Genomic DNA, 23,749 nt, shown 5'->3' on the forward strand with positions numbered 1-23,749 from the left:
TCCCCGCGATGCGGACCACGACCAGCTTCGGGCGCACTACGACGTCGGGACCGTCGTCGGCGTCGCCATGCTCGTCAGCCACTACGTCGCGACGGCGCGAACGCTGGACGCCGTCGACGTCGAGCCCGAAACGGAGTTCGTCGGCTGGACGCCGTAGGCCGCGTTCACCTCACGCCTCGAGGTGGCCCGGATATCGTCGGCCATCGGCTCGAGGTCGGCGAAGCCGAACCCCGCTCCGTTCGCGTCGGGGAGCGACAGTGGACGAACCACAAAGCGTATTTCACTGCTCCCGAACACCCGAGCAACGGTGACTCGAATGGAACTTGATTCCGACGAATCGAACCGCGACGTCGCTGAATCCGGCCGGGACGACCGACCGCTACTCGAGTCACGACGCCGCCGATTGATCGCGTACTGCCGGCACAATGGGGAACGGATCTGTCGCGATACGGCCGTACTCGTGGCCTGGGCGCTCGTGATGACGACCTGGATACAGGGGTTCGGCCTGCCGCGCTGGCTGTGTTACGTCGTTACCTTCGTGGGTGTCGTCGGCTACACGCAGGCGACGACCTCGTGGACGCGTCCGTACGTGAGCCCCGACGATTTCGGGGGGCAGTCCGCGGACGGGCGACCACTACAAGAACCGGAGCAGCGGCACGAGTAACGTGACGCCCCAGAGGAGCGCCCCCATTCGAACGAAGCCGTGATCCTCTGGATCGATTCGTTCCGCGTGCGATGCGCCGACGGCGATGAAGCCGAGCGCGATCGCCGTCGAGAACCGGTGGACGAAGACGGTGACCGGCAATCGAGTCACGCCCAGGGCGGTGTAATCGAGCAGGATCGCCGTCGCGAAGCCGACCGACCCGGCGGCGAAGGCCGTCGGCCGATCGAGCGGCCGGGCGAAGTAGTACGTACAGACCGGTAATCCGACGACGAGCAGCGGGTAGAACGCGCCCGCGACGAACCGCGGATCGAGATCGCCGAGCCGAGCCTCGACGGCGATCGCGCCGAACCGGACGAAGAGATAGAGCCCGATCAGCGTGCCGGCCAGCACGAACGCGTGTCGAACGCGCGCGGAAACCAGCGCTCGAGGTGCGGTCCGCGACGTAACGTGACCCACGAGCATCGCGCCCGAAAGGAGCCCGATCAGCGCGAGGTGAACCGGTGGGCCGCCTTCGTCACCGTCGTCGGTGTTCAGATCGATGATCGTCACCCAGCCGTCGGAATCGAAGCCGCGGCCGTTTCCGAGGTGGTCGCGCGAGACGCTCGAGACGTATCGGCGGTCCATGAACTCGCGTTCGACGTATCGCTGCGAGTCCTCGGCGCTGGTGACCGTGTGACTGAGCCGAAACCAGTCCCAGTGTTCTCGGTGGGCCTGCATCGCCGTCCACTCGTCGCCGCTGTCGGGGGACGCGTAGGCCCGAATGTGGTGGCGCGAGCCGAGATACTCGCCGTCGTGTACCTGGTAGCTCTCGTCGAGCCACGTCCCGCCGGTCGGATCGTCGTCGGAGGAGACGTAGACGTACCGCGTCGAGCCGTCGGCGCTCCCCCAGGCCGTCTCCGTCCCGACGACGTCCTCGGCCGCCGTGGCGCTGACGTCTTCCTGTTCGGGTGCGGTTTCGTTCCAGCCGCCACGGCTTCGCTCTTCTAAATGCCGACGCGTCTCCGCCGGATCGCCGGCGACCACCACGTTGATCGCGAGTGTCCGCTCCTCGAACGTCGTCGCGCTGCTCGTGTACGGCCACAGCGAGGAATCCTCGTCCACCGTCACCAACTGCTCCTGTCGGTCGACTGCGGTGTCGCTCGAGGAGGAGGTCGCGGCCGATCCGAAGACCAGTACGACGAGGACGAGAGCCAACGCCCCCAGCGCGATCAGCGTCCGTCGATCGATGGTCGGTCACCTCCGTCGGTACGTGTTCGAGTTGACATCGTAGCGAGCGACGGGTCCGGTCCCGTCCGTTGCGTTACGTGCCACCCTGTCCGTTTCACATATAGGTCTTCTCGTCCGCCCCGTCAGTGGCGCTATCGGTGAAATTCACGGTTTCCGACCGATAGACAGAACCGAACGAAGTCACCGTGTGGTGTGCGGCCGCTGTTGTCCGCTCCGATGGCGGCTGTCGTTCGACAGGCGACGGTTACTGTCCGCTCAGGGGTCACATGGTTGACGAACTGCGTATACTCCGAGCGGTACCGGGGAGGGGAGGTCTCCCGAAAACGAACCGTGAGAAACCGAGTGACTGGTCGAGACCGAACGAACTGGCCGAAACCGAGCTGGAGTCGACCGCTTCAGCTCCGCTCTTCCCCGGAGAATCGCCACGAACTCTCGACGTCCGTCGCGGCCTCGTCCTTCGAGAGCGGGATGTTGTGGTAGAGCTGCTCGAGGTGATCCATCGTGTACTCGACCGCGTAGCGTTCGACGCCCGCTCTGGTCTCGCGGTCGGTCGCCAGACAGGTCTCGATGGCGTCGACCATCGACTCGAGGTCGCCGTATTCGAACCGCTCGCCGTTATCGGAACCGATCGTGTGGTCGAACGGCGGGACGTCGGCGGCGGCGACGGGCGTTCCGCAGGCGTTGGCCTCGAGCGTCGAGAGACCGAGCGTGTCCGCGGTCGAGGCGGTGAGGAAGGTATCGATCGAGGAGTAGAAGGCGGGCAACTCCTCGCGGGGGAGGAACCCACGGATCTCGACGTTCTCCGGGGCGTCGCGCTCGAGGCAGTCGCGGTAGGGGCCCTCACCGACGATGACGAAGTCGTACTCCGGTCGCTCCTCGGCGGCACGCAGGATCTCGCTGACGTTCTTCTCCATGCTGAGCCGGCCGCTGTAGCCGATCACCGTTCGGTCGGGGTACCACTCTTCCGCGGTCGGCTGGAAGAAGTCCATGTCGATCCCCACGGGGAGCTGGACGTGTTCGACGTTTCGATCGATCCGTTCGGTCGAAGCGGTTACCACGTCGAAGCTCTCGAGGAACGCGTTCTCGACGGGAACGTACAGTCTCGAGAGCAATCCAGCGATCGACTCGAATTTGACGTTCTGGTGGAAGTACTCCTCGAGCGGGGTGTGGTGCGTGTAGATCGTCGGGAGGTCGTGTTTCCAGGCGTAGTACCGTCCGAGGACGCCGATCGGTGCGGGGCCGTGGCAGTGAACGACGTCGAGTTCGGGGAGCGTCGACGGCCGCCGGGTAAGCGGGATTCGATAGCCGGCGTAAAACGGGTTCGGCAACGATTTGACCGGGACCTCGCGGTCGCCGGGCTCGTAATCGCCGTCCGGATAGACGACGTACACCTCGTGGCCCTTTCGTTCTAACTCCTCGCGCCAGAGCTTGATCGTGTACGTTACGCCATCGATCTCGGGGAAATAACTGTCCGTGAAGAATCCGATTTTCATTCAGGCCACCTCCTGGTACAGCGACTGGTATTGCGTCGCGAGCGTCTCGAGCGAGAACTCCTCGCTCCGTCTGGCCGCGTTCGATCCGAGCCGATCCCGGAGTTCGGCGTCTGTGAGCCGCTCGAGGGCCGCCTCAAATGCGTCTACGTCCGCCCCCGAGACCTTCAAGCAGTCCTCGCCGTCCGCGAGCCACGAGAACGTCTCGATGTCGCGCACGAGCACCGGTTTCCCGGCGGCCATCGCCTCGAGCAATGCGATCCCCTCGTTTTCTTCGTGCGTGGGGAAACAGAAAATGTCGCCCGCTGCGAACGCGCCGCGGATGTCGTCGACGTAGCCGGTGAACGTACAGTTCGCCGGGGACTCCTCGATCAACCGCGTCGTCTCCCGCCCCTTCAGGGAGCGGTCCAGCGGGCCGAACCACGCGAAATCCAGTTCGGGCAGCCGGCGGGCCAGTTCGACGAACGTCTCGAGGCCCTTGCGCTTGATGACATGGCCGACGAGGAAGACGGTCGGCGATTCGAGGTCGTATCGGTCCCGGTACTCGGCCTCGAGCGATTCGAACCCCGCGAGTTTCTCGCGGTCGACGCCGTTCGAGATGACCGTCGCCGGCGCGTCGGTGTACGTCTCGAGCAGCCGCCGGTTGTACTCCGACGGACAGACGAGTGCGTCGGCCAGTCCGTAGGCCCACCTGAGGTACGGTTTGAGCGGCTTGGCGAGCGCGTTCGTGAATCGAAAGCTCTCCCCGAAGTCCTCGGCGGTCACGTGCGTGTGCGCGATAACTGGGACGTTTCGTCGCCGCGCTCGCGTCGCGTACCAGACCGAGCGCGGTCCCATGAGGTTGCAGTGAAAGACGTCGGCCTCGAGCGTCGGCTCGGTCGTGTACGTGACGTCCAGTCGGTCCAGCATCTTCCGCTGGTGGACGACGGACTCGCGAATGCCGCCGGTGACGTGCGTTTCGAGTTCGAAGTAGTGGCTGATCTTCATACCGGACTCCCCTTGATCGGTGCGGTTACAGTCGTCCCCTGGAGACCGTCGCCGCGAACCGGCGAGCGGTGTCGTCGTCGCCGTCCGAGCGCGGCGTTACGCGACTTCGAGCCACGGCACCTCCATGAGCGCCGGGATGTGCGTCTCGATGTGGTGTTCCCAGACGCCCTCTTCGCCGAAGGCTTCCCCGTGGTCCGCGGTCACGACGACGGTGCCGTCCAGTTCCGAGGCCACGTCGGCGACGGACTCGAGGGCGATTCGCAGGTTCTCCTCGTAGAGTTCCATGGCGGCCTCCCGAGTGCCGTTCCTGACGAGGTCGGCGGGGTCGAGTTCGAGCCAGAGGCCCGCCTTCTGGGCGAGTTCGCTGCCCTCGAGTGTGTTCTCCACCTTCGGGCGGATCGTATCGCCGAGCGACGAGAGAGCACCGCCACCGCCGTCGGGTTCCATTTCGGCTTCCTCCTGCTTCCGGATCCCCTTCTGGATCTGTTTGAGCTTCTGGCCCTTCCCGCGGGAGAGGTAGGGTGCGTGTGGCTGCATGTAGTGGAGTACCGTCCGATCCGCCGTCTCGACCGCGTCCCGATTTTCGTGGTACGCCTCCGCCAGACTGTCCGGGGGGACCGTCCCGAGGGCGTCGTCCCAGCCGGACTTCCACACGTCGAAGACGTCGCTGATGTGCTCCGAGGCGGACCACTCGTAGTCGCAACTGGCCCCCCACTTCAGTTCGTTCAGCGGAATCCCCAGGTCGTTAATGAAGGGATTACCCGAGAAGTACGCGATATCGTGTTCGTCGGTAAATGTTCGATAGGCCCACTCCGGAGTCGATGAACCGGTGCTCCAGCGCTTCTCCAACGTTCCGTCGAGGTACTCGTCGTATACGTCGCTGAACACGTCGTACCGGCACGCATCCAGCACCAGACAGTAATCCCAGTCCGACTCGAGGAAGTGCTGGTCCTGCATTAGTTGCCGCTACCTTTCGAGTCGACCTACGTATTCTTATTGGTTCCCGGAAAGTCAGGGCGAGCGGCAATGTTTTGCCGATCCGACACTGCGCCGCCGGACAGTTTCGGTACCAGACCGACGTCTCACTCGAGATAGCCGAGCTCCCGCAGCCGATCGCGGGTCTCCTCGTCGGCTTCCTCGAGGGCGTCCGCCGCGTCGTCGGTCTCCGTCGGGTCGTCCCACGCGCCGCCGACCCCTTCCTCGAAGCGAGCCAGCGCCCGTTCGGTCGCAGCGACGATATCGTCGTCGGCCGGATCGACCGACGTTCGCTCCGCAGGGTCCTCGTCGAGCCGGTACCCCTCGTCGGGGATGCGGTCCGCGCGGACGTACTTCGCGTCCGTGCTCCGGGCGGCGCGCAACCGCGAGTAGGCGCGGTGATCGTCGGGCAGGTCGATGCCGGCACCGTTCGCTTTCTCCTCTAAGTGATGCAGTTCGATGACCGGCTGGGCGTACTCGACGAACGCGTAGTCGTCCCCCTCACCCTCGAGGACGGCACGCTGGCCGGCGTCGAGATCCGCAGCTCCTTCGAACGCGCGATACTCGCTCGAGAGCAACGAGCGCGTCGAGTCTCGAGCGACGACGCGGTCGGAGTCGCCGTCGCCGTCCGTCCGGCCGATTGCGTCGGGATCGACGTCCAGCACGTCGAGCACCGTGTGATAGCAGTCGAGCAACTCGACGAGGTCGTCGCGGCGATCGGCCTCGAGGTCGGGATGTTTGACCAGCAGCGGGACGTTGATGAGCTGATCGTAGAGGGCGAACTCGTGGCCGTAGAGGTCGTGTTCGCCGTGGAGTTCGCCGTGGTCGGCCGCAACGACGACGGTCGTTTCCTCCCACTGGTCGGTCGCGCGCAGCCAGTCGAACAGGCGGCCGAGTTCGGCGTCCATGTGGGCGATCTCGGCGTCGTACAGCCCGCGAATGTCGTCCCACTCGTCGTCGTCAATCTCCCGCGCGCCGGAATTGTACTCCTTGGAGTTCTGGCAGACGTCGTCGGGATCGACGCCGGGTGCGAACTCCTCGCGGAACTCATCGGGCGGGTAGTACGGCAGGTGGGCGTCCATCAGATTGACGAAGGAGAACCAGCCGTCGTCGCTCTCGCTGTCGTCGATGAAGGATCTGGTCCGATCGATCACCGACGGCGTCTTCGAGTCCGCCCCCTCGCCGCTGGCGAGTTTCGAGTGGGCCATCGCGCCGACGTGGACGAGTTTCGACGCCAGATCGCGGAGGTAGTCGTTGTCGTTGACGGTCTGCCATACGCTGGCCAGCGGCCCCGAGAGCACGTCGCCGGGGAGAACCTCGAAGAACGAGTCCTGATCGTCGAACCCGTCGGTGAGGCCGGTGTAGGGGGTGATCCAGGCGTTGGAGGAGTAACAGGCCGTGTCGTAGCCGGCCGCCGACAGGGTCGACGCGAGGGTCGTCTCGTCGTCGAGGTACGGACTCCCCTGGTCGGCCCCGTGCTGGCTCGGATACCGGCCGGTAAACAGCGAGGCGTGAACCGGAAGCGTCCACGGTGCGGGCGCGACCGCCGAGTCGAAGACGGTTGCCTCCTCGGCGAACCGCGACAACTCGGGCGTCGTCTCCCGCTCGTACCCGTATGGCTCGAGACGATCCTTCCGGACCGTATCCAGAACGACGAAGAGGACGTTCGATTGCGGTGTCCTGTCCATTACTGGCCACACGTTCCCCCATGCCAATAAAACGATTGAAGGGACGGACGGCCACCCGACACGGCCGCGTTCTCCGGTCGGCGATGATCAGATGTTTCAAGGTAACTGACGATTCATACCAGCCATGGACGAGCAAAATCGTCGGGCGTTCATCGTCGGGGCCGTCGGGACGGTCGCGGTCTTTGCCGTCCTCTTTTTCGTCGTCGGCGCGCGCGATATCCTCGATTCGTTGCTGTCGGCGGAGCCGTCGCTGGTCGCCGCGACGTTCGCGCTCGCGCTCTGCTGGCTGGCCGCCTGGAGCTTGATGCTCAAGACCGTCCTCGCTACGCTCGGCATCGACATCCCGGTCGGCAAGTCGTTCTTCATCTACGCCGGTGCCGTCTTCGCGAACAACGTCACCCCGTTCGGGCAGGCCGGCGGCGAACCGGTCGCGGCGCTGCTCATCTCGAAGACCTCCGACGCCCGCTACGAGACCAGCCTCGTCGGAATCGCGAGCGTCGACGTCCTCAACGTCGTTCCCTCGATCTCGCTCATCCTCGTCGGCGTCGGCTACTACGCGACCACCGCCGCGCTCGGCGATCGACTCGTGACGGCGGTCGGTTCGGCGGTCGTGCTGGTCGCGGGAATCGTCATCGCCATGGGGCTCGTCTGGCGGTACCACCAGGCGATCGTCGACCGGCTCCCCGGGATCGTCGCCCCTCGACTCGGCCGGCTCGGGCTCGAGCGCTTCGAGTCCGAGACGCTCGAGGAGGACCTCGCCGACCGAATGGGGCGATTCTTCGAGAACATCGAACGCGTGGCGACGGACCGGTGGCGACTGTCCGCCGTCGTCGGGCTGTCGCTCTGTGGCTGGCTCTTTCAGGTCGCCGCGCTCATGGCGGCGTTCGCTGCGCTTGGGAACCCCGTTCCGCCGTACGTCCTGCTGTTCGTGATCCCGCTGGCAAACCTCGCGGGCGCTGCGCCCCTTCCGGGGGGACTCGGCGGGATCGAGGCCGCGTTCGTCACGCTGCTCGTTCCCACGACCGGAATCCAGGCGTCGGTCATCACCGCGGCCGTCCTCATCTTCCGCGGTGCGATCTACTGGATGCCGATCCTGATCGGCGGTCTGGCCGTGTCGGCGTTCGGCGTCCGGGCGGTCCGGTAACGGGGATCCGGACGACCGAGCGCTGCAGCGATCGCCCGCCGCGATGGCCGAGCACTGTGTGACTGCTTGCCCGCCGCGACGACCGAGCGGTTAATTTCCGTTCGGCACCGATGGACGGTCGACCGACCGGCATGTACCGAGACGGACACTCCGGATTCAACGCCCTGCTGTACGCGCCGTTTCTGCCCGTGGTGAGCCGCGTCTGGTCGCTCGAGCTGGCGCTGGTCGGGGCGCTCGTGGCCGTCGGCGTAGCTAACCTCCCGGATATCGATGAGCCGCTGCCGTGGATACGACACCGCGGGCCCACGCACACCGTCTGGTTCGCCGTCCTCGTCGGGCTGGTCGCGGGCGCCGGGAGCGCCCTTGCCGTCCCCTCAACGGCGGGCGCGTTCGAGTTCGGATTCGTCGTCGGCACCGGCGGTATCCTCGCCCACCTCGCGGGCGACGTCGTCACGCCGATGGGTATCAGTCCGTTCGCCCCCGTCTGGCGGGTTCACGTCACGCTCGACTGGTTCAAATCCAAGAACGGCCGGATCAATCGCACGTTCCTGCGCGCCGGTTCGGCCGCCCTGTTCGCGTCACTGCTTCTAACGGTGTGGCTGCCCACAGCGGCTGTTCCGACAGGGTGATCACACAGTTCTGCAGGTACCGCAGCCGTGCGTCGTATCTCCGGCTCGGGGCCTCAGCGAATCGACGGGAGACCGTTCGCGCCCCACGCGAGGATGCCGATCGATGCGGTCCAGAGCAGCGCCGTCGCGGCCGGACTGTGAACCGCCAGTCCGGGACTCCAACTCGTCCGGAGGGGGAACAGCCAGTCGATCCCCTTCGGCGAGAGCGAATCGATCGCGAGATGGGAGCCGATCGCCAGTCCGACGGCGGCCGCGAGACCCCGCCCGCGCCAGTCCCCGCGACCCCACCGTCGGCCGACCGCGTAGCCGCCGACGATGATGGCGAGCGCGAACAGGGGCGTGTGGGTGATACCGCGGTGAACGAACGGCCACCTCCACCCCGCGGGAAAGAGGAAGTCCGCGTCGGGAAGGAGGCCGAAGACGATCCCGATCCGCGGATCCGCGTCGGTGAACCCCCGAACGAGGGCGTAGCCGACGACGGCGTGGGTCGCGAACGCGCCCGCGAGAAACAGTCCACGTTCGAGTTCCATCGCTCACGGGTTCGAGCGGTCCCACCACGTACCTTATGGTTCCCGGACGCCGGATCGACGCGTACAAACGTGGTCGACGCTGCCGTCGAATCAACAGTGCTTACATTCGGGACCGACTATGGACCGGGCATGCATCCGTTGCAAATCGAGGGGCTGCCGCCCTGGCTCGAGTCGATGTTCACGTCGGAACTCGCGTTAGCGGTGTTCTTCGGCATCTGCGTTCTCGAGGGGGCGATGCTTCTGCGGTTCATGCCGAGCGAACTCGTCGTTCCGGCAGCGTTGGCGCTGATCGGGTCGTCGATCCCGCAGGTGATCGCGATCATCGCTATCGCGGTCGTCGGAACGACGGTCGGCCAGTTCTGTCTCTTCTGTCTCGTCCGCCGCGCCGGTCGGGAGTACGTCCTGCAAAAGCGCTGGTTTCCTATCACCGAGTCGCGACTCGAGCGCTTCGACGGCTGGTTCGATCGCTGGGGCGGCCTGGCCGTCCCCGCGAGCAATACGATGCTGTTCGTTCGCGGACTGCTGACCGTCCCCGCCGGGCTCTCGGAGATGGATGGCCGCTCGTTCGTCGCGCTGTCGGCGATCGGCTCGCTGTCCTTCCAGACGATCCTCGCGTCCCTCTACCTCGCCGGCGGCCATCTGTTGGCGTGATCGATCGGCTGATTCAGCCCCCGTAGACGCTGCTTCTCAGTACAGCTTCGCGTTCCTGCGTCACCGGACTGCAAAATCGAAAACTGCGATCGCTTCGTCTTAGCTCCCGCCCTGTCGGTAGACGGGAAGCCGGAATCGGACGCCTCTGTCGCGAAGCTGCCACCCGATCTCGGTGCCGACCCACGTCAGGCCCGTCAGGAGCGCGACACCGATGGCGGCGAACTCCGAGGACCCCATCCAGACCGGGCTGATGAAGAGGAGGGCGTTGTAGATCCGGTGTGGCAGGATGGACTCGATGAGATCACCGAGGAATCCGAGGGGGCTAAAGCCGAATCCGCCCCCGCCTCCGCCACCGCCGCCACCGCTACTCTCGGCTTCGGTTCGGTTCTCGAGGCCGAGCGCCTGGGCGCTCCGGCCGCTCTCGCTCTCGTCACCGGTCTCGAGGCGCTCGGATTCGTAGGGGAGCGACGACGCGACCTCCCAGACGATCTCACCGGACTGATCGACCTCCATGACGCGGTTGCCGTGGGTGTCGGAGATCAGCGTGTTCCCGTTCGGAAGCCGGTCGGCGTCCCGGGGCCACTGGATCTGATCGTCTTCCCAGAGCCAGGTCTGGGTCCACTCGCCGTCCTCGCGCTGGAACTCCTTGATCTGGCCGTTCTCGGAGTCGGCGACGAGAACGGCTGGGCCGCCCTGACTCTCGGGGATGAAATCGGGGTTGTGCTGTTCGTGGAGGACGTCGTGCTCGTTTTCGCCGCCGAGCGTCCAGTCCTCGAGCAGGCCCTCCTCCTGATCGAGGAAGACGACCTGGTCCTGATTGCGCAGACTGGCCATGATCCGGCCTTCCATCTGGCCGCTGTCGATGTACTCGACGTCGTTGATGTGGGCCCAGTCGCGCGGCCACGAGTGACCACCCTCGAGCGGGAAGTCGCTCTGGGCGTCCCAGAGCCAGTCGACGACCTCCGTCTCGGTGTTGACGATGAACACTTGGTCGGCGACCATGTCGGCGACGACGAAGTGGGTCTCGTTGATGCGATCGATGTCGTGCCACTCGCCGGCGTACTCCTTGTAGTCGTAGCGCTCGTAGATGACCTCGACCTCGCCGGTCTCGAGGTCGGTCCGCTCGATGACGTTGCGGGTACACGGCGGTGCACCACAGTTGGAGCCTTCCGTGTGGATCGTGTCCGTCGCGGCGTACTCGACGGTCAGCGGGTCGCCCTCGACGGGGTCGGCGTCGAAGTACTTGGTCCGCGAGTTGTTGTAGTAGAGGACCTCCCCGTTGGGCTGATAGGCCGTTATCGTCCCCGCGCGGCCCGATTCGGTGACGACGGTGTGATTGTCCGTCTCCGGTGCGTCCGGAACGTCATCTTTCGACGCCGTCGAAACCCCACCGCCCGCCGCGCTGACGACGACGGCGGCCGAGACGAGGATGAGTACCGCGAACGCGGCCCGGAGTCTGTTTCTCGTAATCTCCGATCGGACGCGCTCGAGCGAGGGGAGCGATCGATCGGTCACGGTTCGGTCACCATCTCGTTTCGGAGCGCCGGTTGGGGAACCATCGTCCTCCGTTTCCGAATCGAGATATTAGTACCTTTTCTAACTGGATCGCGACTCGAGGACGCGATCGACCGGACGAGATGCATCGAGGCACGGTTCGGGCGACCGGTTCGGTTCACCCGTCATCCTGGGCCTGCGTGGTGAGGACGGGAACCGGCGAGGTGCGGATCACGCGCTCGGTGAAGCTCCCGAGCAGGTGCCGGTCGAGGCCGGTGTGGCCGTGTGTCCCCATCACGACGAGATCGATACCCTGCTCGTCGGCGTAGGTCGTGACCTCTCGGGGCACCGACCCCGCGGCGATGGTGGTCGTGACGTCGTCGACGCCCGCTCGCGTGGCGGTCGTCGCCGCGTCGTCCAGGACCGTCTGGACGTTTTCCTCGAGCTGCTCGGGAAGCTCGGCCGACCCCGCATCGATCACCTCCGGGAGTTCGTCGACGACGGACAGCAGGTGGAGTCGCGCGCCGTGTCGCTCGGCGACCGTCGACGCCAGTTCGAGCGCCGCCGTCGCGTGGTCGCTCCCGTCAGTCGGAACGAGGACGTCCGTATAGGGAAACGTCGGTGACACCTCGTCGGCGGCGCGGACGGTCAACACCGGAGCGGTGCTTCTGTTCACGACGTGATCCGTGACGCTCCCGAGGACGTACTCCCCCAGTCCGCGCCGTCCGTGGGCCCCCATCGCGACGAGATCGAACTCGTCGGCGGTGGCGTGCTCGACGATCACCTGTCGCGGATCGCCCCGAACGACGGTCGTCACCACGGACACGCCGCGGTCCTCGGCCGTCGCGGCGGCGTCGGAAACGATGTCGTTTCCCTCTCGCTCGAGCGTATCGACGACGTCGTCGCCGAGTCGCGTGAGACTCGGTTCCTTCGTGTCCGCGACGTTGAGCAGGTGAACGGTCGCCTCCCGATCGACGGCAATGTCGAGTACGTGCTCGAGGGCGGCCGTCGCGGGATCGCTCCCGTCGGTCGGGACGAGGATACGAGTGGACATGGCGGAGCGTTCGGGACGGATCCGCTTATACTGTCGGCTCTCAGTCAGTGTCGTGGCGTTGTCGAACGGTCTCGGCGACGCCCACGCCACCGCTGGGATAGCCGTGGCGGAGTCAGAACGGCGAGCGAGGTGCTCACACTCGGCCACGGTAGTCGAAGAAGGATTGCGGTATAATGCCGATCCCCCGCCTCAGGTCGAGCGGCTAACTGGAGTCGATGCGAATCTCGCCGTCAGCGGTGACGGTTACCAGACAATCGCTGTACTCGAACGTTACCGATCCGCCCGAACGGAGCCCGTCCGCACGGGGTTCGAACAGCCGCTCGAGCGCGTCGGCGTTGATCGAGTAATGGAGCGGTTCGAGTTCGGTGACGTTCTCGTTCTGGAATGTTGCGACGGCGTCCGCGACGGCAACGCTGAGCGGTTCGTCGTCGAGTCTATCGTATTGCACGGAATAGTGATCCCCCATCGCGGTCGACGGTGATCGTGAACTCATCTCGGTCATGGATTAGTACGTACCCCCAGTACGCAGGTGGGAAGTCGTCCCTTGGTTCACGAGTCGTTGCAAAGAGCCTGATCGTTAACTGTGTAACGCCTCCTTCATCTAATGGTTAATCATTTAACCTCCGAAGCGGCCGCCCCCTCGAACAGGGCCGCGAACAGCTTTCGTTCGGCGGATCGAACGTGCTTGTGAAAGGCGGGCGAGGAGATATCCAGCGAGCCGGCGATCTCCTCGCCGTTCGCTCGGCGGGGCCACTCGAAGAAGCCGCCGTGATAGGCCGTCTGGACCACCTCGCGTTGGCGGTCGGTGAACGTCTCGAGAAGAGCGCTACGCGCTGGACCGTTGACCGTCGATCGATCGTCGGTCGCCCCCTCGCGTCGGGCCACCATCGACACCGAGGGCCCGCTTCGGCTGATACCGGACAACACGTCGCGAATCTCGACGGCGTCCGGCACGTCGACGATCGCGCGACCGCCCGACGCGTCGGCCACGAACTCGCGCAACCGCGCGCCGTGGGTATCGGTGATCGAACCCAGGAAGGAATCGGTGACCCGGAGCTGAAGCAACGTCTCGTCCTCGTGGTCGGCGATCGTGGTGATCTCGCTGATCCCCTCGATAGCAGTGTATTCGGCAGCCGCGAGCGATTCGTCGACCGGCTCTTCGACGGCCGCGAACACGAACTGGGCGCCGTCGGCTCGCGCCGTCGCACCCTCGTACGTCACGGGTTCGCCGAGGAACTCGGCCAGCCGACACAGCGTCGCGTCCGCCGCAACCTCGAGTTCCACTTCGGTGCGACCGTTACCGAACAGCGCGTTCTTCCGTTTGACGGCGTCGATCGCGTACGCGATCGTCTCGCCGAGCTCCGCGAGCGTCGACCGTAGCGTCTCGTCGAACGCGCCCCGTTGCTCCCCGTAGATCGAGAGGACGCCGTAGCAAAACCCGTCGTAGACCAACGGGATCGCGTACGCGGACTGGAAGTTTCGCGAGAGGGCCTCACCCCGCCATTCGCCGTCGTGAACCGACGCGGCGACGTTTTCGACGTGGACCGGGCTCCGCGTTCGAGCCGCCCGACCAGCCGGTTCGGCGGCCGATTCGTCCACCGTCGTTATCGATACCGCGTCGAGATACCCCCGTTCGAACCCGGCGTGGTATCGCGGCTCGAGGCTGTTCCCGCTCGGGTCGGGTTCGCCGAACCAGGCCAGCGAACACGACTCGAGTTCGGACAGACATTCGGGGACCCCGCGTTCGATCTCGCTCCGAGAGTCGGCCATCAAGAGGAGCTGTTCGACCTCTTGACGCACCTCGTTGGCGGCGTTGAGCCGCTCGAGGTGTCGATTCTGTCCCTTGAGTTCGCGTTCGCGTTCGCGGAGCCGACGGCTCCGCCCGATCCGGTCGAGGGCGGCTTCCGCCGTCGTCGCGAACAGCTCGGCGAGTTCGACGGTCTCGTCAGTGTACGCGTCGGGTTCGGTCGATAGCGCGACGAGAACCCCGTGTTCGCCGAGCGGAACGGAGAGACCGCTTCGAACGTCCGGCGCCTCATCGCGGACGGTCCGAGCCGCTCGTCCATCGTCGTGGACCGTCGGTTCGCCGTCCACGAACGCCTGCCACGGATCGCCGGCGTCGGGCTGGAGCGGGTGTGGCGAGCCGAACGTCGACTCGATGGCCGGCGAGTACGCCGCCGGCAGCAGTTCGTTTGTTTCCTCGTCGAACCGATAGACGACGGTTTCGAGGTCGAGCACGTCGGTCGCGATGTCGACGATGTACTCGCACGCGTCCCCCTTCGAGTCGACCGTCAACAGGTGACTGGTCGCCTCGTGGAGCGCATTCAGCGCCTCCTGATACTGGACCCGTTCGGTGATATCGTTGGCGACGCCGATGACGCGATCGATGGTACCGTCGTCCGCGATCGGTCGATAGGAGGTTTCGAAGATGCGGTCTCCAAGCCGTCTCCGCGTGTTGACTGCCACCCCATCGAGAGCGTCCCTCACGTCGGCGCGGACCGTGGGGTAATCCTCGAGCAGGTCGAAGAACGATCGGCCGATGACCTCGTCGGATTCGAAGCCGAGGTTCGCGAGCCCCTGCCCTTCCGAGAGCGTGAAGGTCCCGTCGTCGTCGAGGACGAACAACACGACGGGCACGTTCTCGACCAGCGCCTGTAATCGCTCCGTCCGCTCGGACAGATCCCGTTTGCGCTCGACGCGCTCGGTCACGTCCCGCCAGTAGACGGAGATTCCGGACGGCGAGGGGTAGATCCGGGCCTCGACCCACGCGTCGTAGGCCTCGTAGTAGGCTTCGACCGTTCGTGACTCCTGTGTTTCCATCGCCTCGACGGCGGCGGACTGGAACGGAGTCTCATTCATCTCCGGGAAGACGTCGAGGATACGGTGACCGATCAGATCGGATCGTTCCAGGTCGAGTTCCTCGAGCGCGCGATCGTTGACGTAGGTGAACCGCCAGTCCGCGTCGAGGGCGTAGAACGAGTCGGTGACGCGTTTGAACGACTCGCTCAACTCCCGTTCGATACGGTGGAACTCCGTGATGTCCCGTATCGACGCGATGATGCCGTCGACGGTGTCGTCCTCGAGTCGGTTCGTGAGAGCGGCCTCGTGGACGTACCAGCGGCCGTCCGCGTGTTTGCAGGTGTACTCGACGGTTCGTCTGGTCCCGAGTTCGCCCTCACGAACCGCGTCGAACTCGTCCAGTACCCGCTGCGTATCGTCGGGGTGGATGTAGTCGAGCATGTTCGTCCCGGACATTTCGTCCGCGGTGAACCCCCCGACGCGTTCGACTGCCGGGCTCACGTCGGTGACCGCTCCCTCCTCGTCGAGGACGATCAACAGATCCGACGACTGTTCGATCAACGTCCGATACAACTCCACCCGGTGGTCGGCCGATCGCTCCATCGCGGTGAACTCGACCGTCCGCCGGAGCCGATGGGTCAGCAACGGCGGCTCCTGAATGGTCGTCTTGGCGACGATTTCGGTCGCACCCTCGTCCCGGAGTCGGTCGATCGACTCGTTCGCAGCCGAATCAACCGCGTAGACGACCGGACACGTGCCGTCAACGGCCGCGAGGACATCTCGATCGTCGGTCAGGACGCAATCGACCGTCTCGAGCCGGTCGTCCGTGAGGTCGGACGCGTTCGGAACGGATTCCGCGACGGTCACCGCTTCGTCCGCGAGCCCCGCCGTCGCCGTCCGGATCCACTCGGACGAGCCGACGGAAAGGGCGCGGACGGGCGTCGTCTCAGGTTCCTCGAGACTTCGAACCATACCCCTGCTGGGGGCGGGGGAGGGAAAAAGCTCGCGTCGGTTCCGGCTCCGAGCGGCGGCTTACTCGAAGACGAGCGGGCCGTGATCGACCAGGTACCCGTCGTCGCGTTCATCGATAGCGCGGGCTTCTCGGAGCCGGATTCCCCGTTCCATATCAGTCATGACCGGCGTTTCGTAGTAATCCGCCTCGTACTCGAACGCCCCACCGTCCTGACGGCGGCGCTCGACGAACGCTCGGTGACGCTCGAGGCGAGCGCGGCCGACCGATCGCGACAGCGCCGGCACGTCGTCGATCCGGTCGTCGAACACCTCGAGGAAGGCGTCCTCGAGTTCGAACCCGATCGAGTTTCGGCCGGCACACATCGCCGCGAGCGCGGTCGTGCCGGTGCCCCAGAAGGGGTCGAGAACGGTATCGCCGTAGGCGGAGTACATACAGATCAGCCGGTAGGGGATCTCCAGCGGGTAGGCCGCCGACCGCTCTCGGAGTTCGTCGTCGGCCTCCTCGAGGGACTGCAACTCCCCCGTGACGTCCGTCCAGACATCCGAGAACCAGCGGTTGCGCTCCTCCCAGAAGAACGCGGCCTCGTAGCGCCGGTCGGCTCCCGGCTCGAACGCGCGGCGCTGGTCTCCCTTTCGGAAGACCAGGATGTACTCGTGTTCCAGCGTCACGTAGGCGTTCGGCGGGATCATCCCGCTGCCCATGAACTTGGCCGCGCTGTTCGCCGGTTTGCGCCAGAGCACGTCCGGCAGCGGATCGAATCCCCGTTCCTCGAACGCCGCGAGCACGCGAGCGTGGTTCGGATAGACCCGAAAGCTCCCGTCGATCGATCGGGTCGCATCGCCCACGTTGATGCAGGCGATGCCGCCGTCGACGAGCACCCGCTCGAGTTCGTCCCAGACGGACTCAAGTTGGTCGTGCATCCCGTCGAACGCGGCCTGACCGTCCTCGTCGGCCAGTGCGTCGCCGATCGCGGGATCAAGCTCGGTAAAGAGGTCGTCCCACATCTCGATCATCGGATACGGCGGCGACGTGACGACGAGTTCGACCGACTCGTCGGCCACGCGCGAGAGATCGCGAGAATCACCGGCGAAAACACGGTGGGTCGTCTCCATTGACCGTATACTGTCTGCGTCGGTCCCTTAGCTCCTTCGTCAGTGCGACGACACGGATTCGAAAAAAACTCGTTCGAGACACCGGTCGACTCGGCGGAGCACCGGCCGAACCGGAGTGGCGCTGTTCGGATCAGAGAGCGGTGGTCGGATCCGCGAGCTCGGTCGCGCGGAGAACTCGTTACTCCTCGCTTGCGTCGCTCTACTCCTCGCTTTCCTCGCCGGCCTCCTCGGCTTCGGCCTCCGCCATCTCCTCCGACTCCGCCTCATCGTCCGCGTCGCCGCTCGTCGCCGGTTCGAACTCCTCGATCGGCTCCCACTCCTCTTCCTCGCTCGAGGCGAGGTGACGACGGAGCAACGCGGCCCCGGCGAGCACGCCCACGGCGAGTAGAAGTCGGGGGAGCCGCGATGTCGAGCCGGTATCCGATTCGTCCTCCATCTCGGCCGCCGTCTCGTCGGTCTCTTCGGTCGATTCCATGACGTCCTCGATGATCTCCGGCTCCTCGAGGTCCTCGATCGGTGACTCCTTGAATTCGGGTGATTGACGACCCACGAGAAAGCCAACGGCCGCGCCGAGGCCGAACAGGGCCCCCGCGAGCGGTAGTCGTCCGCCCGATTGCGATCCCTCGGACTCCTCGACGGCTTCGAGAATCGACTCGCGCATCGACGAGTCCATTCCTCTGTTGATCGCTTCCTTGACGATGAGCTCGGACAACGTTTTGTCTTGTTGTTCCATCTCGGGCATAATTCGCTCCGACCACACCACCGTACATAGTTCTGTTCACCGTTTCCGTTGTCAGATCCACCGGTCTCTCTCGTTTCAGGGAACGTTTTTGATAGACAAGCTATTTAATTACTTGTTTACCGGCGCGGCGACCGACTGTTCACCGGCCATCGCGGTCGGTCGCTGTCGATCTGTAATTCGCGTCACGGTGGGCTGAACTGGCCGGAGATCCGATATCGGCGGAGTTTCGTTGGGGAAATCGGTTCCTACGTTCGCTTCCGGTGGGCCTCGAGTACGCTCCGTTCGTGCGGGCGCGGACGACTGCCGAGTGAGTCCTCGATCGACGGGCGACGCGAGCCGTCCACCACCGATCGGCTGCGTCGTTGATCGATAAACCGACTGCTTCCCGTGCTATAAGGTCTCATCGGCGCGACGAGGGCGAAGAGAGGTGTAGAACGCCTTCCATAACGAAAGGGATTCGCTCGAAACGGATCTGGATATGAGCGTTTTCCGCCAGCCCGGGGTCCTCGGCCGATCGACGCGGCGACGCGTGGTGGGCGTCACCGCGGCGCTCTCGGCCGCGGCCGTCGAAATGCTCGCAGTCGGGTGCTGGTTTGTCCTCGTCGTCGACTCGCGAACGACGTCGACCGCACTCGCTGGGCTCGGGGTGCTCTTCTGCGGGTCGCTGCTCAGGGCCGGCGTCTTCGGCGCGACGGTCAGCGATATCGACGACCTCCTGCAACCGCGGCGACTCGGCGTGACGGTCGTGCTCACGACCGGGTGGATCGTCTGGCTGCTCGTGGCCGAATTGATCGGTGCCGTCCCGGGCGTCGTCGTCGGGACCGTCGTCCTCGCCGGGATCCTCACCGCACAGTTCCTCCTCGAGCGACGCGTCTTCAGACGATACGCGTCCACGCGCGTGACGTTCACGCCGGTGGTCCCGGGACTTCTGATGGCCGTCGGCGCGTCGACGCTACTCGCGACCACCTGGTTTACCGACTGGAGCCTCTCCTCGCCACCGGTTTCGCTCGGCGTCACGATGGCCGTTCTCGAGGTCGAGGCGCTTCACGTCGGCGTGCTCGTCTTCGGACTCTTCGCGTTTCTCGCCCACCAGTACCGATTCCAGCGGATTCTCGACCCCTGAGACAGTCTGCTGTGACTGTGTCCCGGCGCACCGTATGGCGGTCGCGGGTGCGCCGGAGCTGACTGACAGGACTCCGTGTGACGCGTGCGGCTCGACCGGAGATCGACCGCTCACTTCCCCTGTGCACCCACGTTCTGATCGCTCTCGAAGGTGTCCGGATCCGGCTCGATCGCCGCGTACTGCACCGCCCGCCGACCCAGTGTCGTGACCCGCTTCTCGAGTTTCGGATCGACGAACTCGCCGTCCTCGAAGGCGGCACTCGCGTTCGGAATCGCCGACTCGTGGGGGATCACCCACGCGTTCAGCGTCCGGCAGACCGACCGCATGTGCTCTAAGGTCGTCACGGGAAAGGCACCGCCCGAAACGGCGAGGAGTCCGACGGTCTTGTCCGCGAACTCGTCGAACCCGCAGTAGTCGATCGCAGTCTTCAGCGGCGAGGCGTACGACCCGTGATACATCGGCGAGCCGAGAATGATCGTATCGGCGTCGCGAACCCGGGCCGCTAGCGCCTCGGCATCGCCCGCATCCTCGCGGTCTCGGTCAGCGTCGAAGAGCGGGAGGTTGTACTCCCTGAGATCGAGCAACTCGGTCGTCGCGCCGGCCCGTCCGGCGGCTGAGAGGGTAGCTTCGAGTGCGGTCCGAGTGTGACTCTCCTCGCGGAGACTGCCACAGAGCGCTGCTACGTGGACATCGCTGTCGCTCATGCCTATCCGGACGACCGGAAGCGGGAAAAGCAGCCCGAACGTGACCGTTTTTGAGACGGTCCGTTCGGAACGACGCCCATCGTGTGACGACTATAGTAGCCGCTGCAAGTCAATGCACGTCTGATCGCACGACAGCTGCGCGATCAGTGCGTAAATAGTTGCAGTTGTTACTATAGCCGTCGGAGAATCAACCGTTGCAGAAATGCGGGACGATATCGTGTGCAGTTGCGTCTCCTCGCGGCGCTCAAGGATGTCCTCCGTCTCGCTTGAGTGTGATGAAAACGCGAGTCGCGAAAACGGGTGAATTCGAGTTAGGCGGTCGTCGCGGTCGTATCCGACGTTCGAACGCTTCCGTACACGCCGACGAGCGAGAGGATTGCGATGATCGCGCCGCCGAGGCTGTTGATTCCGATCACCAGTTCGCGGTCGATTCCGAAAACGAACGGCGACGCCGCGATCCAGATTCCGAGCAACACGAGGATCGCGGCGAAGGCGATGGTCTGAGTGCGGCTTTCGCCGTTTCGGTACGCGTGTACCGAGGCGACGAATGCGGTCACAGCGCCCACGAGGACGTTGTGGAGTCCCATGTTGCCCGTGATCGTAAAGACGACCGCCGATGCCATGATGAAGGCGCCGAGTACCGCCGTCAATCCGGCCGTTCGTTCGACCAGTACCGACGAGTCGTCCGCGGATCGCGTTTGGCTCATATGCAATGCAACGTGACCTTTGTATTTGAGGGCACCGACCGCATATTCGATCTGGTAAGTAACCGAATCTGATGAATGAATCCGCCGAACGAGCGGGGCATCGACAGTCAGCACGGACCCGATCGGACGACGGCCGTGGAATCGGTGTCTCTCCGTTCAGCTGCGATTCCGTCGATGCGTCGTCCCGCCGGAATCCGACGCCGTTCGGCGATCGACCGACGACGACCGGATCGTCAGCGGTCGAGACGAGCGACTCGTGTCACTGCGGGTCACCGACCGTCCGGGAGCGAGACGACCCCGTCACCGACCTCGAAACGCATTCGAGTCTCCGTATCGACGGTCAGGCTCACCGAACCGGTCTCGAGCGTATCGGGGCGCTCGAATCGCGCGACGACGGTACGAACCGTGTAGTCGTCCGTTCCGGCACACGGGCGTCGGTAGCAGCCGAACGCGTGGATCCCGTCGTCGGTCGGTTCGAGCCGTTCGAGGTACGGCGTGATGGTTCCGGACCCCCAGCCGGTCTGGACGACGAGGATCGCCGCCGACTCGAACGCCGTCGACTCGATCAGTTCCGCGGTCGGTCCGCTGGCGTTCCGATCGACGCGCTCGAGATCGCCGGCCTCGGTCAGAAACGTCGCGTAGAACTGCGACCCCGGGCCGTCGGTCTGAAACGCGAGTCCCTCGTCTCGAAGGATCACCGACGAGGTCGCTTTCTGTTCGAACTCGAGCGTCGGCTCGGCGGGCATGTTCTCGCAGAGCCAGAGCGGGTCGCGACTGCCGTCGGGACCGCACGAGGGGACGGTGATTTCGCACGGCGGTTCGTCGACCGCCGCGTGGCCGCCGTCGGACGGAGGCACTTCGAACGGCGCGAACGCGATTTCGACCGCGCCGTCGGCGGTGTACGTGATATCCACGTCTCCGTCCTTCGTGCCAGGGGTCGCCTCGACGTCGAACGCGAACGGTTCGGTCGCCGTCGCTCCGTCCACCGAGACCGTGATCGTCCGTGACTCACCGGGACTGGCGATCCCAGGGATAGCCGCGGTCGCGCTCGGCTCGACCAGCCGCTCGTCCTCGGCGGTCACCGCGTCGGTATCGTCACCGCGAACGTCCGTGCGGTTCCGGCCTCGTTGTGGAGTCGGCCATCGATCGATCGCTCGTCCGCCTCACCGTTCGGCTCGTCGGGGGTCCCGTTGGGCTCGTCGCTTGGTCCGTCGGGCCCGTCGCTTGTTCCATTGGGCTCGTCACCATCGGATTCGGTATCGGCCGAGAGACAGCCGGCCAGGATCGCACCCGACATCACCCTCCCTGTTAGCCGTAGCACGCGTTGTCGGTTGACGGTCATACCGTCCCGTCTCGGGGATTGATTGAATACCTTCGGCTAGCTGAAACGGTCGATGTAGTTTTCGATCGATCGCCGGTGCGGTCGAGTCAGCGCCCCACTGACGCGTGACCGAGCAACTCCGGTCCCGAGAAACGCTCTCCCCGCGTCGGCGATGCCCCGTGGGCGCTAATTCAGGCTCGGTGCTTATCGCACGCACGGCCAAACGAAGTCATATGAGTGAGTTTACCGACCGGCTCCTGTTACTGATCATCGCAATCGTCGGCCTCGGTAGCCTGATCGTCGCGTGGATCGGCGGTTTCGTCGTCGCCGGAATGAGCGGCATGACCGAGACCATCGGCCTCGCCGTCCTCGTCTCGCTCTTCCTCATCGCGTTGATCGGCGTCTGGCACGAGTTCAACGAGATCGATACGGAAGAGGGCTAAGAGTTGTCTTCGAAGCAAGCCGAAGCATCCGTTGGCCTCGACGGTCCCTTCGCATAGCCACTGCGGCGATACTCTCGGTCTCGGCGGTCGGCGTCGACGTGGACCCGCGGCGGGCCGTCCGCGTGATACGTCAGCGCGTTATCGATGAGGTTCTGGCAGACCCGCCGCAACTGGCTCGCGTCGCCTTCGACGACGAGTCGCTCGTCGCTCGTTACCTCGGCGTCGGTCTCTTCGATCTGTAACTGGAGATCGTCGATCACGTCCCCGACACGGCGTCGAGACCGATCGGTTCGAGCGGATCGCCCCGCGCCTCGACGCGGGAGTGTTCAGTTCCGAAAAGTCGCAGCGTACTCGCCAGGTCGTCCGGCGTCCTCGAGCGTCCGTGACGTTCGTTCTATCAGTCCGATGCAGAACACTAATGACCGACGGTGACCGTGCTTCTCGTGTGAAGGTGGCAGGATAATGACAGCATGTGCCCGGATTCAGGCGTCACTGCTCTGGCGAATGGTCGTCGCCCTGGCCGTGCTGACGGTCGTCTCGATACTCATCGCTGCGACGGCGATCGTGGTCGGCGGCTCGCTCGCGTGGCTCGGGATCCTCGTCGTCGTCTACGTACTCGAGACGCTGCTCCTGCCGTTTTCCGGGGATATTTCGGGTTGCTGCAGTGGACGCTCACGCATCCCCTCCGCGTCGCGATCGCGAGCGGGATTCCCCTGCTCCCGGTCCTGTACTACTGGCCGGTCCGGGACGAAATCCGGGAGTTCCAGGCGGAACTCGGGAAAGCGGGCGCGCCGGCGTCCGAAACCCATCCCGAGCTGGCGGCGGTGGCCCGTCGGCTCGCCCAGCAGGGAGCCGTTCCGGAGCCGGCCGTCTACGTCGCCGATCGCCGACGGCCGGAGTCGTACGCCGTCGGCGGCCGCTCGAGCGGGACCGTCATCGTCACAACGGGGCTCGTGAATCGGCTCTCGGCGGGGGAGCTGGAAGCGGTGCTCGCACACGAACTCAGCCACCTCGCGAACGGCGACAGCCGCATCATGAACCTCGTGCTCGTTCCGATGCTGGTCGCCGAACACGTGGGGTCGGACGATCCGCCGTCCCGAAAACTGCTGGTCTCCCAGCCGCTTGCCTATCTGGCCCGGCTCGTCCTGTGGGCGCTCCTGACGGTCGTCACGACGGGACAGCGACTATGCTGTCAGTTCGGGATCGCGGTCCTCTCGCGCGGTCGGGAGTTCGCGGCCGACAGGGGAGCCGCGGAACTGACGGGCGCGCCGAGCGACCTCGCCAGCGCGCTC

At 65.2% G+C, this 23,749-nt stretch carries 24 protein-coding genes; 7 read left to right on the forward strand and 17 right to left on the reverse strand.

The window, feature by feature from the left end:
* Positions 1-316 precede the first annotated feature (316 nt).
* Positions 317-664 carry a DUF8119 family protein gene (locus tag PGX04_RS20720; protein ID WP_273740238.1) on the forward strand — a complete coding sequence of 116 codons (348 nt, stop codon included), beginning with the start codon at positions 317-319 and terminating at the stop codon, positions 662-664.
* Here the strand turns inward: PGX04_RS20720 and PGX04_RS20725 are convergent.
* The 5 genes from PGX04_RS20725 to PGX04_RS20745 form a co-directional block, all read right to left on the reverse strand.
* Entirely contained in the window at positions 635-1,858 is a 1,224-nt protein-coding gene (locus tag PGX04_RS20725; protein ID WP_273740239.1) for a hypothetical protein, read from the reverse strand. The genes PGX04_RS20720 and PGX04_RS20725 overlap by 30 nt on opposite strands.
* 428 nt (positions 1,859-2,286) lie before the next feature.
* The gene (locus PGX04_RS20730) at positions 2,287-3,384 is read right to left on the reverse strand and encodes a glycosyltransferase (protein ID WP_273740240.1); all 1,098 of its coding nucleotides are present in this window, start codon (positions 3,382-3,384) and stop codon (positions 2,287-2,289) included.
* Positions 3,385-4,368: a glycosyltransferase family 4 protein gene (locus PGX04_RS20735; protein WP_273740241.1), complete on the reverse strand. Its 984-nt coding sequence runs from the start codon at positions 4,366-4,368 to the stop codon at positions 3,385-3,387.
* 96 nt (positions 4,369-4,464) lie between these two features.
* Positions 4,465-5,325 carry a hypothetical protein gene (locus PGX04_RS20740; protein ID WP_273740242.1) on the reverse strand — a complete coding sequence of 287 codons (861 nt, stop codon included), beginning with the start codon at positions 5,323-5,325 and terminating at the stop codon, positions 4,465-4,467.
* Positions 5,326-5,450: 125 nt separating this feature from the next.
* Positions 5,451-7,031, reverse strand: coding sequence for a sulfatase (locus PGX04_RS20745; protein WP_273740243.1), 1,581 nt, complete (start codon positions 7,029-7,031; stop codon positions 5,451-5,453).
* A 124-nt stretch (positions 7,032-7,155) separates the two neighbouring features.
* On the opposite strand from PGX04_RS20745, the gene PGX04_RS20750 reads away from it, so the two are divergent.
* Both PGX04_RS20750 and PGX04_RS20755 read left to right on the forward strand, forming a co-directional pair.
* A complete protein-coding gene (locus PGX04_RS20750) occupies positions 7,156-8,175 on the forward strand; it encodes a lysylphosphatidylglycerol synthase transmembrane domain-containing protein (RefSeq protein WP_273740244.1) in 1,020 nt (339 codons plus the stop codon).
* Positions 8,176-8,306: 131 nt separating this feature from the next.
* Complete coding sequence (locus PGX04_RS20755; RefSeq protein WP_273740245.1) at positions 8,307-8,804, forward strand: metal-dependent hydrolase; 498 nt, start codon at positions 8,307-8,309, stop codon at positions 8,802-8,804.
* A 53-nt stretch (positions 8,805-8,857) separates the two neighbouring features.
* Here PGX04_RS20755 and PGX04_RS20760 read toward each other — a convergent pair whose 3' ends face one another.
* Positions 8,858-9,334 carry a metal-dependent hydrolase gene (locus PGX04_RS20760; RefSeq protein WP_273740246.1) on the reverse strand — a complete coding sequence of 159 codons (477 nt, stop codon included), beginning with the start codon at positions 9,332-9,334 and terminating at the stop codon, positions 8,858-8,860.
* Positions 9,335-9,463: 129 nt separating this feature from the next.
* Between PGX04_RS20760 and PGX04_RS20765 the strand changes: the two genes are divergently transcribed.
* Positions 9,464-9,985 (forward strand): DedA family protein, encoded by a 522-nt coding sequence (locus tag PGX04_RS20765; protein ID WP_273740261.1) that lies wholly within the window; start codon positions 9,464-9,466, stop codon positions 9,983-9,985.
* A gap of 99 nt (positions 9,986-10,084) precedes the next feature.
* On the opposite strand, the gene PGX04_RS20770 is transcribed toward PGX04_RS20765, so the two are convergent.
* The 6 genes from PGX04_RS20770 to PGX04_RS20795 form a co-directional block, all read right to left on the reverse strand.
* Positions 10,085-11,500, reverse strand: coding sequence for an arylsulfotransferase family protein (locus PGX04_RS20770; protein WP_273740248.1), 1,416 nt, complete (start codon positions 11,498-11,500; stop codon positions 10,085-10,087).
* 157 nt (positions 11,501-11,657) lie between these two features.
* Complete coding sequence (locus tag PGX04_RS20775) at positions 11,658-12,533, reverse strand: universal stress protein (protein ID WP_273740249.1); 876 nt, start codon at positions 12,531-12,533, stop codon at positions 11,658-11,660.
* A gap of 202 nt (positions 12,534-12,735) precedes the next feature.
* Positions 12,736-13,035, reverse strand: coding sequence for a HalOD1 output domain-containing protein (locus tag PGX04_RS20780; RefSeq protein WP_273740250.1), 300 nt, complete (start codon positions 13,033-13,035; stop codon positions 12,736-12,738).
* 110 nt (positions 13,036-13,145) lie between these two features.
* Positions 13,146-16,304 (reverse strand): PAS domain S-box protein, encoded by a 3,159-nt coding sequence (locus PGX04_RS20785; RefSeq protein ID WP_273740251.1) that lies wholly within the window; start codon positions 16,302-16,304, stop codon positions 13,146-13,148.
* A gap of 60 nt (positions 16,305-16,364) precedes the next feature.
* A complete protein-coding gene (locus PGX04_RS20790; RefSeq protein ID WP_273740252.1) occupies positions 16,365-17,417 on the reverse strand; it encodes a DNA-methyltransferase in 1,053 nt (350 codons plus the stop codon).
* Between the two features lie 199 nt (positions 17,418-17,616).
* Positions 17,617-18,159: a hypothetical protein gene (locus tag PGX04_RS20795; protein ID WP_273740253.1), complete on the reverse strand. Its 543-nt coding sequence runs from the start codon at positions 18,157-18,159 to the stop codon at positions 17,617-17,619.
* Positions 18,160-18,637: 478 nt separating this feature from the next.
* Here PGX04_RS20795 and PGX04_RS20800 point away from each other — a divergent pair, with 478 nt between their 5' ends.
* On the forward strand, positions 18,638-19,282 hold the full coding sequence (locus PGX04_RS20800) for a hypothetical protein (RefSeq protein ID WP_273740254.1): 645 nt from the start codon (positions 18,638-18,640) through the stop codon (positions 19,280-19,282).
* A 110-nt stretch (positions 19,283-19,392) separates the two neighbouring features.
* Here PGX04_RS20800 and PGX04_RS20805 read toward each other — a convergent pair whose 3' ends face one another.
* The 4 genes from PGX04_RS20805 to PGX04_RS20820 form a co-directional block, all read right to left on the reverse strand.
* Entirely contained in the window at positions 19,393-19,986 is a 594-nt protein-coding gene (locus PGX04_RS20805; RefSeq protein WP_273740255.1) for an NADPH-dependent FMN reductase, read from the reverse strand.
* Between the two features lie 311 nt (positions 19,987-20,297).
* The gene (locus PGX04_RS20810; protein WP_273740256.1) at positions 20,298-20,693 is read right to left on the reverse strand and encodes an SPW repeat domain-containing protein; all 396 of its coding nucleotides are present in this window, start codon (positions 20,691-20,693) and stop codon (positions 20,298-20,300) included.
* Between the two features lie 269 nt (positions 20,694-20,962).
* Positions 20,963-21,775 (reverse strand): hypothetical protein, encoded by an 813-nt coding sequence (locus PGX04_RS20815; protein ID WP_273740257.1) that lies wholly within the window; start codon positions 21,773-21,775, stop codon positions 20,963-20,965.
* Complete coding sequence (locus tag PGX04_RS20820; RefSeq protein WP_273740258.1) at positions 21,772-22,035, reverse strand: hypothetical protein; 264 nt, start codon at positions 22,033-22,035, stop codon at positions 21,772-21,774. Before PGX04_RS20820 ends, PGX04_RS20815 begins: the two co-directional genes overlap by 4 nt.
* 212 nt (positions 22,036-22,247) lie before the next feature.
* Between PGX04_RS20820 and PGX04_RS20825 the strand changes: the two genes are divergently transcribed.
* Positions 22,248-22,457, forward strand: a complete 210-nt coding sequence (locus tag PGX04_RS20825) for a hypothetical protein (protein ID WP_273740259.1) — start codon at positions 22,248-22,250, stop codon at positions 22,455-22,457.
* On the opposite strand, the gene PGX04_RS20830 is transcribed toward PGX04_RS20825, so the two are convergent.
* On the reverse strand, positions 22,454-22,717 hold the full coding sequence (locus PGX04_RS20830; RefSeq protein WP_377043163.1) for a hypothetical protein: 264 nt from the start codon (positions 22,715-22,717) through the stop codon (positions 22,454-22,456). The genes PGX04_RS20825 and PGX04_RS20830 overlap by 4 nt on opposite strands.
* A gap of 396 nt (positions 22,718-23,113) precedes the next feature.
* Here PGX04_RS20830 and PGX04_RS20835 point away from each other — a divergent pair.
* Positions 23,114-23,749: M48 family metallopeptidase (locus tag PGX04_RS20835; RefSeq protein WP_273740260.1), on the forward strand; the 636-nt coding region annotated here is incomplete at its 3' end.

The sequence above is a fragment of the Natrinema soli genome, from assembly GCF_028618695.1.

What these genes read in the sequence shown, in the direction of transcription:
- PGX04_RS20720 (WP_273740238.1), top strand. Translation starts at nt 317, where the DNA reads ATGGAACTTGATTCCGACGAATCGAACCGCGACGTCGCTGAATCCGGC.
- PGX04_RS20730 (WP_273740240.1), bottom strand. Translation starts at nt 3,384, where the DNA reads ATGAAAATCGGATTCTTCACGGACAGTTATTTCCCCGAGATCGATGGC.
- PGX04_RS20735 (WP_273740241.1), bottom strand. Translation starts at nt 4,368, where the DNA reads ATGAAGATCAGCCACTACTTCGAACTCGAAACGCACGTCACCGGCGGC.
- PGX04_RS20740 (WP_273740242.1), bottom strand. Translation starts at nt 5,325, where the DNA reads ATGCAGGACCAGCACTTCCTCGAGTCGGACTGGGATTACTGTCTGGTG.
- PGX04_RS20745 (WP_273740243.1), bottom strand. Translation starts at nt 7,031, where the DNA reads ATGGACAGGACACCGCAATCGAACGTCCTCTTCGTCGTTCTGGATACG.
- PGX04_RS20750 (WP_273740244.1), top strand. Translation starts at nt 7,156, where the DNA reads ATGGACGAGCAAAATCGTCGGGCGTTCATCGTCGGGGCCGTCGGGACG.
- PGX04_RS20755 (WP_273740245.1), top strand. Translation starts at nt 8,307, where the DNA reads ATGTACCGAGACGGACACTCCGGATTCAACGCCCTGCTGTACGCGCCG.
- PGX04_RS20760 (WP_273740246.1), bottom strand. Translation starts at nt 9,334, where the DNA reads ATGGAACTCGAACGTGGACTGTTTCTCGCGGGCGCGTTCGCGACCCAC.
- PGX04_RS20765 (WP_273740261.1), top strand. Translation starts at nt 9,464, where the DNA reads ATGCATCCGTTGCAAATCGAGGGGCTGCCGCCCTGGCTCGAGTCGATG.
- PGX04_RS20775 (WP_273740249.1), bottom strand. Translation starts at nt 12,533, where the DNA reads ATGTCCACTCGTATCCTCGTCCCGACCGACGGGAGCGATCCCGCGACG.
- PGX04_RS20780 (WP_273740250.1), bottom strand. Translation starts at nt 13,035, where the DNA reads ATGACCGAGATGAGTTCACGATCACCGTCGACCGCGATGGGGGATCAC.
- PGX04_RS20785 (WP_273740251.1), bottom strand. Translation starts at nt 16,304, where the DNA reads ATGGTTCGAAGTCTCGAGGAACCTGAGACGACGCCCGTCCGCGCCCTT.
- PGX04_RS20790 (WP_273740252.1), bottom strand. Translation starts at nt 17,417, where the DNA reads ATGGAGACGACCCACCGTGTTTTCGCCGGTGATTCTCGCGATCTCTCG.
- PGX04_RS20795 (WP_273740253.1), bottom strand. Translation starts at nt 18,159, where the DNA reads ATGCCCGAGATGGAACAACAAGACAAAACGTTGTCCGAGCTCATCGTC.
- PGX04_RS20800 (WP_273740254.1), top strand. Translation starts at nt 18,638, where the DNA reads ATGAGCGTTTTCCGCCAGCCCGGGGTCCTCGGCCGATCGACGCGGCGA.
- PGX04_RS20805 (WP_273740255.1), bottom strand. Translation starts at nt 19,986, where the DNA reads ATGAGCGACAGCGATGTCCACGTAGCAGCGCTCTGTGGCAGTCTCCGC.
- PGX04_RS20810 (WP_273740256.1), bottom strand. Translation starts at nt 20,693, where the DNA reads ATGAGCCAAACGCGATCCGCGGACGACTCGTCGGTACTGGTCGAACGA.
- PGX04_RS20820 (WP_273740258.1), bottom strand. Translation starts at nt 22,035, where the DNA reads ATGACCGTCAACCGACAACGCGTGCTACGGCTAACAGGGAGGGTGATG.
- PGX04_RS20825 (WP_273740259.1), top strand. Translation starts at nt 22,248, where the DNA reads ATGAGTGAGTTTACCGACCGGCTCCTGTTACTGATCATCGCAATCGTC.